The organism is Agrobacterium sp. GW821-FHT14E08 (assembly GCF_058803865.1).
Window position 1 is genome coordinate 202,621 of sequence record NZ_JBXAPJ010000001.1, and the last position, 12,044, is coordinate 214,664.

11 protein-coding genes are annotated in these 12,044 nt (G+C 60.2%); 2 read left to right on the forward strand and 9 right to left on the reverse strand.

Translation table 11 applies throughout. From position 1 onward, the window contains the following. The first annotated feature begins 102 nt into the window (after nt 1-102). Nucleotides 103-1,473 (forward strand): Wzy-type polysaccharide biosynthesis protein UppW, encoded by a 1,371-nt coding sequence (gene uppW / locus AC1ROR_RS00980; RefSeq protein ID WP_167377476.1) that lies wholly within the window; start codon nt 103-105, stop codon nt 1,471-1,473. A gap of 36 nt (nt 1,474-1,509) precedes the next feature. Here the strand turns inward: uppW and AC1ROR_RS00985 are convergent, their stop codons facing one another. Beyond that, the gene (locus tag AC1ROR_RS00985; RefSeq protein WP_208612395.1) at nt 1,510-1,935 is read right to left on the reverse strand and encodes a hypothetical protein; all 426 of its coding nucleotides are present in this window, start codon (nt 1,933-1,935) and stop codon (nt 1,510-1,512) included. A 65-nt stretch (nt 1,936-2,000) separates the two neighbouring features. Between AC1ROR_RS00985 and AC1ROR_RS00990 the strand changes: the two genes are divergently transcribed. Continuing rightward, entirely contained in the window at nt 2,001-3,950 is a 1,950-nt protein-coding gene (locus tag AC1ROR_RS00990) for a methyl-accepting chemotaxis protein (protein WP_498588354.1), read from the forward strand. 221 nt (nt 3,951-4,171) lie between these two features. Here AC1ROR_RS00990 and AC1ROR_RS00995 read toward each other — a convergent pair whose 3' ends face one another. The 8 genes from AC1ROR_RS00995 to AC1ROR_RS01030 all read right to left on the reverse strand — a co-directional run bounded on the left by AC1ROR_RS00995 (nt 4,172) and on the right by AC1ROR_RS01030 (nt 12,044). Then, on the reverse strand, nt 4,172-4,474 hold the full coding sequence (locus AC1ROR_RS00995; protein WP_142168945.1) for a hypothetical protein: 303 nt from the start codon (nt 4,472-4,474) through the stop codon (nt 4,172-4,174). 154 nt (nt 4,475-4,628) lie between these two features. Then, a complete protein-coding gene (locus AC1ROR_RS01000) occupies nt 4,629-5,252 on the reverse strand; it encodes a hypothetical protein (RefSeq protein ID WP_498588355.1) in 624 nt (207 codons plus the stop codon). Between the two features lie 346 nt (nt 5,253-5,598). Then, entirely contained in the window at nt 5,599-6,156 is a 558-nt protein-coding gene (locus AC1ROR_RS01005; protein WP_498588356.1) for a TetR/AcrR family transcriptional regulator, read from the reverse strand. Nucleotides 6,157-6,413: 257 nt separating this feature from the next. After that, entirely contained in the window at nt 6,414-8,051 is a 1,638-nt protein-coding gene (locus AC1ROR_RS01010; protein WP_498588357.1) for an FGGY-family carbohydrate kinase, read from the reverse strand. Nucleotides 8,052-8,108: 57 nt separating this feature from the next. Continuing rightward, on the reverse strand, nt 8,109-8,837 hold the full coding sequence (locus tag AC1ROR_RS01015; protein WP_142168953.1) for an SDR family oxidoreductase: 729 nt from the start codon (nt 8,835-8,837) through the stop codon (nt 8,109-8,111). Nucleotides 8,838-8,865: 28 nt separating this feature from the next. Further along, nucleotides 8,866-9,897 (reverse strand): NAD(P)-dependent alcohol dehydrogenase, encoded by a 1,032-nt coding sequence (locus AC1ROR_RS01020; protein ID WP_035220671.1) that lies wholly within the window; start codon nt 9,895-9,897, stop codon nt 8,866-8,868. A 26-nt stretch (nt 9,898-9,923) separates the two neighbouring features. After that, complete coding sequence (locus tag AC1ROR_RS01025) at nt 9,924-11,000, reverse strand: ABC transporter ATP-binding protein (protein ID WP_498588358.1); 1,077 nt, start codon at nt 10,998-11,000, stop codon at nt 9,924-9,926. 27 nt (nt 11,001-11,027) lie between these two features. Beyond that, a complete protein-coding gene (locus AC1ROR_RS01030; protein ID WP_498588359.1) occupies nt 11,028-12,044 on the reverse strand; it encodes a sugar-binding transcriptional regulator in 1,017 nt (338 codons plus the stop codon).

A 12,044-nucleotide genomic window follows, 5' to 3' on the forward strand; every position in this document is an offset into this window, starting at 1 on the left:
GTATAACTAAAAAATAGGATTTTGGCGGGATATTCATATTATCGAAATGACGCATCGGTCACGATGCGGGCAGGCATGGAAAAAGGAAGAGAAAAACCCCTTATGGATGCAGCGCACGAACAGCAGGGGCGTGGCTACTGGCGGGACGTCCTGTTTTATGTGACGTTCCTTTATTTCACGGTCGGCTTTTTGCCCTATGTCTCGCTCTCGTCGACGTATATGGGGTCCGCAATGGCGGCCGGATCCAACCTGCTCAACCAGCTCACCGCCATCATTCTGCTGTTCAGTTTCGTGGCGTTCATGGCAAAGGAACGCTCTTTCTCCATCATCTTCACGCCGCGTCTGCTCATGGTGGCGATTTTCGGCTGGTATGTCTTCACCTCGCTGGTGGGCGAAGCGCCGATGTTTTCGCTGCGGCGGCTGTTCATGTGCGCGATCATCTGCGTGCTCGCCGACTGCTTTCTGCAGCTACCGCGCACGGAACGCCACTTCGCCACGCTGCTTGCCACCTGCACGATCATCATCCTGTTCCTGTGCTATTTCGGCGTCGTTGTCCTGCCTTCACGGTCTATCCATCAGGCGAGCGACGCGCTGGAGCCGCTTCTGGCGGGTAACTGGCGCGGGGTTTTCCGGCACAAGAACGAGGCCGCCTCCGTCATGACGGTGCTGATCATCGTTGCGATTTATCTCTGCAAGCGCTGGTCCTTTGTCGGCGGCTTGGCCCTGTTGCTGCTATCGCTGGTCTTTCTGGTCAAGTCGGGCGGCAAGACAGCGCTCGGCCTGTTGCCGATCATTATCGCGACGGGCTGGTTCATCATGCGCTGGCCCCGCTGGCGCTACGCGGTGGTGACCCTGCTTCTCGCCGTCTTCGCCGTGATTATCGTCGGCACCACGGTCGATCCGGTCTTTTCGCAGATGCTGACGAAAATGAAGATCGACGCAACCTTCACCGGGAGAACCGACATCTGGACCGTCGCCATCGATTATATCCGCCAAAGCCCGTTCATCGGTTATGGCTACCAGGCGTTCTGGCGAAGCGACGCGTTGATGACGAGTTTCACCGAGAACAATACCTGGGCGACGACGGCGCCGGATTCGCACAATGGCTATTTCGACCTTCTGCTTGCGGGCGGTGTGCCGGGCCTGGTGCTGGTGCTGATGTGGCTTTATCTGCTGCCGCTCCACTATCTCGGCAAAATGGATGACGCCACGCGCAACAGTCCTTTGACGAGGCTTTATGTCGGTGTGTGGCTCTATGTGCTGCTCTTCGGTTTTCTGGAAACGATTTTTTTCCTCAGTACGGGTTTCGTCTGGTTTTTCCTCGTCGTTGCCGTGATGGGTCTGCGTTTGCAGGCGAATGCCAGCCTCGTCGAGGATGAGGCGGAGCTGGAGCCGGCCCCGACTGCTGCGGGGGCGGATATGGTGCCCGAACATATTCGGCACCAGCCATCCCAGGCCATCCACCCCAGATGATATTTCGACGGCGCGGCTGCATCTGAAGCCGGTGCTTCATTTCCCATGGCTGGATTTCGGGCTGCCTGCACATTGCGCGCGGCTTCGCCAGCCTTTGCAGAATGGCATGCCGTGACGATCCGCAATGCTTCGGGACGGGGAAGCAGCCTCTGTTTTCCATTTTGCTGGGTCATATTTTTTCCGCCCGCCGGGGCATGAAGGAATTATAAAGTTTTTAATCATAATGATTTTGCAGGGCAATGAATTGAGGCGTGGGTGGAAACCCGTTGCTGCACTCTTTTCCCTGAAAACTTGGCTCGGCATTTCAGCTTGCTGGCGATAGTGCCGCACGGCCGGGGGAGAGTGGTCCGCCATTATTTGGAGGGCGGGGCAGGTTGTCTTCGGCGCATGTTTGATGCGGCCGCGACCAAAGCCGATGAGCGGCTTACCGAAGCCTTGATGATCGAGGTGTTCGACGTGCAATGTAAGTCTTGCCGAACACCTCCGGCACGGGGAAGGAGCGGTTTTTCATTGACGTGAGGTTTTCCGTGTCTTTTCTTCAAAATGCCAGCATCCGCACCAAGATCCTGTCGCTCATTCTGCCGCTCTGTATTGTCGGCCTCGGCGCCACCGCGTTCATGTCCAGCCGCTTCAAGGAAGCGGACACGGCCTATTCGTTCTTCATCGCCAATGATAATGCCGGTCTGGTGGAGCTTTCGCGTGCCAACCGAAACCTCGCTGCGGTGGCTTATGGCGCCTATCAGGTGATGGCCTATGATGCGAACGGCCCGGATATAAAGGTTGCCCGGGAATTCTACACCGAAAGCAAACGGCTTTTGGCGGTGCGTCTGAACAATGTCAAAGCGGCTTTCCCGAAAGAAGCGGCGACCATTGACGGTTTCATCGCCAAATCGCAGGAGATCGTCGCAGTCACCGACAAGGCCGTGGAATTCGGCGTGGCTGACCGCAATGCGGAAGCGGCGGCGGAGATGCTGAAGGCCGATAACTCCATTCGTCCGACAGCCAATGATATGGCGGCGTTTCTGGACAAGCTGGCCAAGGGCGTCATCAAGGGAAGTGACGATCTGACGGACAAGACCAATTCGACGATCCTGACGTCACTGGCAGTGATTGGGGTTGTTTTCTCCATCGGTATCATTCTCGCGCTGTTCGTCGCATCCCGCGGCATTACGGCGCCGATCGCCCGCCTGCGCGGACGCATGGTGTCGCTCGCAGCCGGCGAGACGTCAGCCGAGATCGACGGCACCAGCCGCAAGGACGAAGTTGGCCAGATGGCAAAAGCCGTTCAGGTGTTCCGCGAAAGCGCCATCGAGCGCATTCGTCTGGAACAGGAAACCGAAGCCAATCGCAGCCTGTCGGAAAAAGAGCGCATCGAGCGCGAGCAACAGAAGGCAAGGGAAGCGGCCGACGTCAAATTCGCCGTCGACAATCTGGCCGCCGGTCTCTCGAAGCTTTCGGAAGGCGATGTTTCCTATCGCATCGGCCAGCCGTTTACCGCGACGCTCGATGCCGTTCGCAATGATTTCAACATGTCCGCTGAAAAGCTGCAGGCCGCATTGACCAAGGTTGCGCAGAATGCCGGCGGCATTGGTGCTGGCGCCAATGAGATCAAGTCGGCTGCCGACGATCTGGCCAAGCGCACGGAACAGCAGGCTGCGGCCGTGGAAGAAACTGCCGCCGCCCTGGAGGAGATCACCACGACGGTGAGGGATTCCACCAAGCGCGCGCAGGAAGCCGGCCAGATCGTGAGCCGTGCGAAGGCAGGCGCCGAACAATCGGGCGAAGTGGTGCGCCGCGCCGTGGTCGCCATGGAGCAGATCTCCAAATCGGCCAATGAGATCAGCAACATCATCGGCGTGATCGACGAGATCGCCTTCCAGACCAACCTTCTGGCGCTGAACGCCGGTGTGGAAGCCGCCCGTGCCGGTGAGGCCGGCAAGGGTTTTGCCGTCGTCGCCCAGGAAGTGCGCGAGCTTGCCCAGCGCTCCGCCAATGCGGCAAAGGAAATCAAGGCGCTGATTACCACCTCCAACGATCAGGTACAGCAGGGCGTTCAGCTGGTGGGCGATACCGGCAAGGCGCTGGAAACCATCGTGCTCGAAGTGCAGGAAATCAACCGCCATGTCGTCTCGATAGTGGAATCCGCACAGGAGCAGTCCTCTGGTCTCCAGCAGATCAATACGGCCGTCAACCAGATGGATCAGGACACCCAGAAAAATGCGGCGATGGTGGAGGAAACCAATGCCGCAAGCCACAACCTCGCCAAGGAGGTGGCTTCGCTCAACCAGTTGCTCTCGCAGTTCAGGCTTGCCGATACCGCCTATCAGCAGAGAAGCCAGCCCGCGCCGGTTCGCAGTGCCGGTGGCAACGACAAATATGTGGCATCGCCCGTGCGCGCCCTTGGCCGCAAGATCGCCTCGGCATTCTCGGGCAGTGCCGCAGTCGATACGTCAAAGGACGACTGGCAGGAATTTTAAGACCGTCTGCCAGGACCATAACACGCCGGCGGAGCTGATATCCGGCCGGTAACCGGTAACATGCCGCACAAGACCTGATCTCTTGTGCGGCATGTTGGCGTTTTCATGCCTTCCGGCAAGCCTGACCGCCGACGCGGGGCGCTGCAGGATAGAGGTCACTTACCTTGAGGACACGGGATGTGGGCGGCGGAAACCGCTGCCGGCATGGCAGTCTTCCTGGGTCACCTCTTGCCCTCACGCAGCCTCCGCATCATTTCGATGTTGTTGAGTGACGTCTCCGACGTGGCGCGCATGGTTTCCATGGCGATCAAACCTTGCTGGTCCCGGCGCTGCTGCTGCTGGAGCATGCATTGGGTATAAGACTGCGAACCATATTGCGAACCGAAATTGGCGCATGTGTTTCCGTCCTGGTACAGATTTGCCCGGCGCTGCTCTTCAGGCGACATGCATCCGGTGAGCGCGAGGGTGAGGGCGAGCAGGCCGAGTGTCGTCCGGGTAAGCGCCTTCGTTTCAAGATTGGCCATTTGGTTTTTGATCCTTGGTTGTGATTGTTGCTGAAGCCCGCCGCAGGTCGATGACGATGTGGAAGGCGCAGGTGATCGGCAGCGCACCGGGAGTGCGACTTCGTTTTCATCGGGGGAATGATCAGTGGGTAATGTGGCCGCGACGGCCGCCCGCTCAGATGATACGGGGAATGATGTATATTGCTTCCAGAACCTCGTAGATCGCGGCAACCGCAAGGGCGAGGATGACAAGGCAATATATATTGGCAAGGGGAACAAGCCCGGCTTTCCAGGCTTCCCAGCGGGTGCTGACCCTGTATTCGCTTATCCGTAGAAATGTGCGTCCATGCACATAGGCGCCGAAAGCGGCCAGCACATAGGCCTGCCCCTCGATCAGAAGGGTTATGGAATGGGGTATGAGCATTGCCGTATGGGGCCCGAGGGGTGCGAACATGATGCCCCACAGGATACCGCGATGTAACGTCGCCAATATGCCGATGAAGGGGATGATCAGCGACGGCAAAGTCGTCATGACAAAGGCGACCAACAGGTTGATGATGAAAGTCATGCCCATCGCCTTGGGAAGATTCTGGGCGCCATAGGCTTCGGCGACGGTATTGAAGACACCTGGGCGCAGGTAAGCCTCATCAATACCGGTTTTCAGATAGGCCTGTATCTCAGGCAGCAGCATCGTCATCAGCATCGAGACGGCGAAGAGGCCATAAAAAGCTATATTGAGTGTGAGAAAAGCTCTCCTGTGCTTTCTGATGACGGCGACGGGACCATGTAAGACGTCCATTGGAGGTTCCATTGATTTTCAAGCGAGAGACCGGAACGGCCGATACGGCCATATGATAGGGCCCATACAGACTATATTGGTCTGTAATGGACCATTTTGGTCTATATGGGATTTTTTTGCCCGTCAAGTCTGGCGCGCTGGCGCTTTTTCCGGGAGGAAAGCCGCGTTTTTCTCTTTGTGGTGGGATTTTTCCGGTAAGGGGCAACGCCATTCCTTCCGCAAAACCGGTGTGGGACAGGCGGGTAGTGTCGGCCGCGCACAGCAAGGTTGCGTGGTTGCACGCGCAGAATCCTGCTGCAAACAGGGAATGGTCAGTGGTCTGGCGGGGTGGCCGCTAGGTCTGGGCTTATGCGGCGCGGTGGCCCAAGGCATCCATTGCCGCAGTGACGATCAGCCCGCGCCATTCCTGGGTCAGCTTTGTGCCAACCGCCAGGCTGGCGCAGACGCCCAGGCCAGAAAATGCGCTGGTGACCCGGATCAACCGCTCCATGTCGAGATTGCCCATATCGATGCCCAGCGCCTCATACATCATGAACCCGATTTCGTTCATCTGTACGTCTTCCGGGTTGGGATCCAGCGCTATGCGGTTGGAAAGTGCCGACACTCCCGGTTGGCGAAAGGCAAAATCGACAGCCGCTTCCACGACGGCGAGATCGCGTTCCCGGCCGACAGGCAGGGATTCGACGTTGCCACGGACCTCCTGCACATGTTCCCGGAGCGCTTTGACAACGGCGTCATACATCGCCTGCTTGCTGGGAAAATGGTGCAGTAACCCCGTCTTGGAGTAACCGACAGTGTCCGCGATTTGTTGAACCGAAGTATGCGCGAAGCCATGCTTGGCAAACAGTCCGGCAGCACAGTCGATGATCTCGGCTTCAATCTGGGATTTCGTCGGTCGGAGCATGTCTTGAACGTTTTATTCGATGATTGAGCATGTGACGGACACGTCGTCCGCACGCGCAGCATAGGAGAGTGGGCGGTGTTTGTCTTTCGATTATTCTTCGCAGACAAACGACGGTTCGCTTCGCGATAGGCTTAAGTGATGAGGGGCGTTGCGGACATTGGCATCGGGTGGCGAGCAACGTCTCCAGATAGTTTTGTGAAACGTCCGGCAGTCCCCGCCATCGCCAAAGCCGCTACTCTCTCGCTGGCCCCCCCCATTCACGGCACGCTGGAACGGTAAAGGTTCTGAAACCCCTCGAACATGGCGAAGCGTCTGTCGTGCCAGGCGGCGGATGGCGCGGAAGGATTGTAGGCGTTGCCGAGCACCGACATCCTTCGCATTGCGGTAACGAGATCAGGCTGGTGGCCGCTTGCCACCGCGGCGAGGATGGCGGACCCCAGCAGTACCGGCTCGGCGGTGCCCGCAGCGCGGATGCGCAGGCCGCAGGAATCTGCCAGAACCTGCCGGACGAGATCGCTTTCCCCGGCGCCGCCGCTGATGACGATGGTATCGACCGTCAGGCCTGCTTCCACCTGTGCCCTGAGAATCTGGCGAAGGCCGTAGCCGAGGCCGCAGAGCCCGGCCACATAAAGGCCGATCAGGCTCTCAAGACCATCGTTGAGGTCAAGACCGGCAATAATCGCCCGTGCATCGGGATCGGCATGTGGGGCGCGATTGCCCAGAAACTCCGGCACCACCATGATCTCACCCGCCAGCAGGGGGGCTTCGGAAAGGTTATCGACCCTTTCCAGGATGCGGTCGATCAGCCAGGCTGGCAGTGACTTTCCGGCCGTGCGGGCCTTGGCATTCGCTTCGGCTGACATTGGATGCATTTTCAGGAGGTGAGCGATCGCCGCACCGGCGGCAGACTGGCCGCCTTCATTCAACCAGAGGCCCGGCACCATTGCGGAGGCATAGGGCCCCCAGACACCCGGAACGAAACTGGGCTCGACGGAGGAGCTGAGGGTACAGGCCGAGGTGCCAAAGACATAGGCCATGCGTTGGGCCGGACCTTCGCCCTCGGCCTCTGCCCCAACGGTGCCAATCCCGCCGGCATGGGCGTCGATCAGGCCGGCGCCCACGGGGATGCCTGCCCGCAATCCGAGTTCTGCGGCTGCTTTTTCACTCAGCCCGTCGCCGACCGGAGCGCCGGCGTCCAGGATCGTCGTGCCGATGCGGCTGAAATCCTCGTCCGCAAGTTCACCGAGGCCGATGGCCCTGAAATAACTGGCATCCCAGCGCTTCTCATGGGCCAGATACGTCCATTTGCAGGTCACGGTGCAGACGGAGCGCGCGTCGTTGCCGGTTGCGCGCCAGGTCAGGAAGTCGGTGAGGTCGAAAAACGCACCGGCGCCCTTGAAAATTTCGGGCCGATTTTCCTTCAGCCATAGAAGTTTGGGCGTCTGCATTTCGGGCGAGATATGGCCGCCGACATAATCGAGCACCGGATGTTTGAGACTGTTGATGTGCGCTGCCTGTGGAATGGCGCGATGATCCATCCAAACGATAACATCGCGGTCCGGGTCTTCCGACGGGCCGACGGGAAGCGGATTGCCTGCCTGATCGAGCACGACGAGCGAGCAGGTGGCGTCGAAACCGATGCCGCCGATATGATCCGCGCTCAGGCCGGCTGCCTGCAATGCTCCTTGAACCGATCGGCACACGGCATGCCAGATTTTTGCGCTCGATTGTTCGACGATGTGGCTACCCTCGCGATAGAGGGGAATGTCGTGCTTCGCCGTGCCGAGCAGGACGCCGGCCGTATCGAAAATACCGGCGCGCGCGCTGCCCGTACCCACATCCACACCGATAAAGCAGGGCGCGCCGGTGGCGCTGTCCGTCGTTCCTGTCACCATAATCCTGCCCGACCCTGCCTTGACGGCGGCACGCAGCCGCCGAAACCTCCATTTCCTCTATAAATCTACATTATTGGGCAGGATGACAAGATCGCGGATGACGACATTGCGCGGACGCGACAGCATGAACAGCACGGCCTCCGCGACTTCTACGGGCTGCATCAGGCTGCCATTGGCCAGCGCCTCGGCCATTTTTTCCTTCGGCCAGTCGTCCAGAAGAGCCGTTACCACCGGGCCCGGCAATATTGCCCCGACCCGCACGCCATGCGGTGCGACCTGTCGGCGCGTGGTGTGGACAAAGGCCTGCACCGCGAATTTCGAAGCGGTATAGACAGGCTCCCAGACGACAGGGACCACCCCCGCCACCGAGCTGGTGAAAAGGATGTCACCTGATTTCTGCTCCACCATGTAAGGCAGAACCGCGTGCACGGAACGGAAGGCGGCGTTGATGTTGAGGTTCAGCATCCGGTCCCAGGCGTCCGGATCGCCCTCCGTGACCGGACCTCCGACATAAGCGCCGGCATTTGCGTGGAAAATGTCGAGCCGGCCGGTACGGTCGAGAATGCGGGGCAGAAGTCCCGAACACTGTGCGGTGTCGAGCAGGTCCGCGACCAGCGGCACCGCCCGTTCGCCGATGTCGTCGCAAAGCGCTTTCAGCCGCTCGCCGGCGCGGTCGATCAGGACGACGGTTGCCCCTGCCGCCGCCAGCGTTCTGGCGCATTCCAGCCCGATGCCCGAAGCCGCACCGGTGATTGCGGCGACCTTGCCTTTCATGATCTCAGCCATTTCTCGATATCCCCCCGGTCGTTCCCGCTCAGAAACGGATCTGCAGCTTCACATCTTCCGGCAGCCCCTTGGCGGCCCGCTCGAATGCGGCGATGCTGTCCTTGAATGCGAAGGTGTCGGTAATCAGCGGTTTCAAATCCACCTTGCCGGATGCGATCAGGTTGACAGCGCGGTCGAAATTGTTGGCGTAGCGGAACACGGTCTCGACGCGTGCTTCCTTGATGATGGCACCGGCGACGTCGAAGGCCGTCTGTTCCACCGGCAAGCCGACCAGTACCACGGCACCGCCCGGACGAAGCAGATCGAAGATGCCGCTATACGCCTTTGGGCTGCCACTGGCCTCGAACACGATATCGGCACCCCAGCCGTCTGTTGCCGCCTTTACGGCTTCGGGCAGCGAAGCCCGCGTAATATCCACCGTCTCGATGCCATCATATTGCGCGGCGATTTTCAGCTTCGGAACGGAAAGGTCCGAGATGATAACGCGCGAGCAGCCGCCCGCCAGCGCCGCCAGCGCCGTCATGATGCCGATGGGGCCGCAGCCGATGACGACAGCCACATCGCCGGGGGTGATGCGGGCGCGGGTCGCCGCCTGCAAGCCAACGGCAAAGGGCTCGACCATGGCGCCTTCCGCAAAGGACACATTGTCCGGCAGCTTGTAGGTGAAGGCGGCGGGATGGACCACTTCCGGCGTCAGCACGCCATGGATCGGTGGCGTTGCCCAGAAACGCACGTCGGGATCGACATTGTAGATGCCGAGCTTGGCGGCCCGCGACGAGAGGTTGGGTACGCCCGGTTCCATGCAGACGCGGTCGCCGACCGCAAATCCTTTCACCCGGTCGCCAACGGCCGTAACCGTGCCGGCCGCCTCATGGCCGAGCACCATCGGTTCGCGCACCACGAAGGAGCCGATGGCGCCGTGGGTGTAATAATGCACGTCGCTGCCGCAGACGCCTACGGTATGGATGGCGATCTTGACGTCATCCGGGCCGACCCTGCTCGGCAGATCGATGTCCCGGAGCGACAATTCGCCTTTACGTTCGAGTACAAGAGCAATCATGGTGTATCCGCCCATTCTTCCGGAGATCAGAGCGCCTTGCCTTCGGCGTCGAAAAGATAAATGTGGCCCGCATCGATGCCGGCGGTGAAGCTGGTGCCGACGGCAAGGTCGGGCCGGCCGGGGGCGACGATGATGATCGGCGTGTCATGCGCCTTGGCATAGATCTGCGTAGCGCCACCGAGGTTTTCGGAAAAATCCGCCTCAAGGGCGAGAATCGCCGTGCCGCCATTGATCACCAGATGCTCGGGGCGCAGGCCGACGGTTACGGTGTCGCCGACTTTGGCGTGCGTGGCGCGCTGCACCGTTAGCGTGCCGCCGATGAAGGCGGTGTGGGCAAGCGTCAGCGTGCCATCCGTGACCGCCGACACCCTGGCTGCGATGAAATTCATCTTCGGCGAGCCGATGAAACCTGCGACAAAGGTGTTGGCGGGGCGGTCATAGAGTTCGGTCGGCGTACCGATCTGCTCGACCAGGCCCGCCCGCAGAACCACGATACGGTCGGCAAGCGTCATCGCTTCCACCTGATCGTGTGTGACATAGACCATGGTTGCGCCGAGATTGCGGTGCAGCTTGGCAATTTCGACGCGCATCTGCGTGCGCAGGTCAGCATCGAGGTTCGAAAGCGGCTCGTCGAACAGGAAGATTTTCGGATTGCGAACGATGGACCGGCCGATTGCCACGCGCTGCCGCTGGCCGCCGGAAAGGGCGCGCGGCTTGCGCTCCAGAAGCTGTTCTAGCTGGAGGATGCGGGCTGCTTCGGCGACACGGGCCTTGATCTCGTTTTCCGGCAGCTTTGCCATCCGCAGGCCGAAAGCCATGTTCTCGAACACGCTCATATGCGGGTAGAGCGCATAGGACTGGAACACCATGGAAACCTCGCGCTTGGCGGGTTCCTCATAGGTGACGTCCTTGCCGTCGATGGTCAGAATGCCGTCGCTGACGTCCTCCAGCCCGGCGATCATGCGCAGGAGCGTTGACTTGCCACAACCGGACGGGCCGACGAAAACGACGAATTCACCTTTCGTTGCGGAAAAGCTCACGCCCTTGATGACGGAGATTTCTCCGAACTTCTTCTGAATATTATTGAGTTGCAGGAACGTCATGGATTTCAAACTCCGGATCACTTGGCGTTACGGCATATCGCCGGCGGGAAGGCGCGGGTTTTCGCCCGCGCGCTCCAGCAGCGCTGCCGCACATTCTTCGTCAGTCACGAGCCGTCTGATGTAGCCGGCCTTGATGATGGCATGGATAACGGGCACCTTGTGCAGTCCACCCGAAGCGAGGATGGAATGCCGCACGTTCTTGAGCTCGAGGAGACTGAGCGAGAGAACCCGCTCATTCAGGGGGTGATCGACCGGATTGCCATCCGCATCGAGAAAGACCCCCAGCAGGTCGCCGACTGCACCGGCCGCGATCAGAGCGTCGACATTTTCCGCCACCGTCGGGACTTTGATCAGCAACGAGCGCTCGGTCATGTCGCCACAGGACAGAAGCGCTACATCAACTGCCCTGGCCCGCCGCATGGTTTCACGAATACCGTGATGCGAGAGCAGGATTTCGCGGCTTTCAACGGTCGGGAAGTAGAGCGGCGCAACCAGATAATAGCAATCCGCCGCGATGATCCGCGCATAGCCTGTCGCCACTTCGAAGGTGCTGGAGCCGGAGCCGCGTGTCACGCCGCCCATCAGCGAGGTTACCCAGCTATCGGGCAGCGAACGGGGCGTCATGCGGCGCAGTCCGGCGGCAAGCGTCTTGCCCCAGCCGACGCCGAGACCCATGCCGTTTTCGAGAAGGCTATCGAGCAGAGTGCCGGCGGCGTCGCCAATCACCCGCTGCTGCTCCCCGGCGTCGGGCAGGGTGGGCACGACCGTGACGTGATCCAGCCCGAAGCGGGCCTTGAGCTGCTGTTCGAGGTTGACGCAATTGACCAGCGGGAGACGTATATCCACCACGACCGACCCATCGGAGCGAACCTGGCCGAGGATCTTGTTCACGCGCAGGCGCGTCACGCCCACCCGGTCGGCGATCTCCTGCTGTGTCAGACCGCCGACGAAATAGAACCAGGCCACGCGCGCCTTGAGCTGCTCGGCTTCCATGTCCCGCACGGTGCCGGTGTTTGCGTCGAAATTATTGTTGCCATCGTCCAT

What these genes read in the sequence shown, in the direction of transcription:
- AC1ROR_RS01025 (WP_498588358.1), bottom strand. Translation starts at nt 11,000, where the DNA reads ATGACGTTCCTGCAACTCAATAATATTCAGAAGAAGTTCGGAGAAATC.
- AC1ROR_RS01020 (WP_035220671.1), bottom strand. Translation starts at nt 9,897, where the DNA reads ATGATTGCTCTTGTACTCGAACGTAAAGGCGAATTGTCGCTCCGGGAC.
- AC1ROR_RS01000 (WP_498588355.1), bottom strand. Translation starts at nt 5,252, where the DNA reads ATGGACGTCTTACATGGTCCCGTCGCCGTCATCAGAAAGCACAGGAGA.
- uppW (WP_167377476.1), top strand. Translation starts at nt 103, where the DNA reads ATGGATGCAGCGCACGAACAGCAGGGGCGTGGCTACTGGCGGGACGTC.
- AC1ROR_RS01010 (WP_498588357.1), bottom strand. Translation starts at nt 8,051, where the DNA reads ATGGTGACAGGAACGACGGACAGCGCCACCGGCGCGCCCTGCTTTATC.
- AC1ROR_RS00995 (WP_142168945.1), bottom strand. Translation starts at nt 4,474, where the DNA reads ATGGCCAATCTTGAAACGAAGGCGCTTACCCGGACGACACTCGGCCTG.
- AC1ROR_RS01005 (WP_498588356.1), bottom strand. Translation starts at nt 6,156, where the DNA reads ATGCTCCGACCGACGAAATCCCAGATTGAAGCCGAGATCATCGACTGT.
- AC1ROR_RS01015 (WP_142168953.1), bottom strand. Translation starts at nt 8,837, where the DNA reads ATGGCTGAGATCATGAAAGGCAAGGTCGCCGCAATCACCGGTGCGGCT.
- AC1ROR_RS01030 (WP_498588359.1), bottom strand. Translation starts at nt 12,044, where the DNA reads ATGGACGATGGCAACAATAATTTCGACGCAAACACCGGCACCGTGCGG.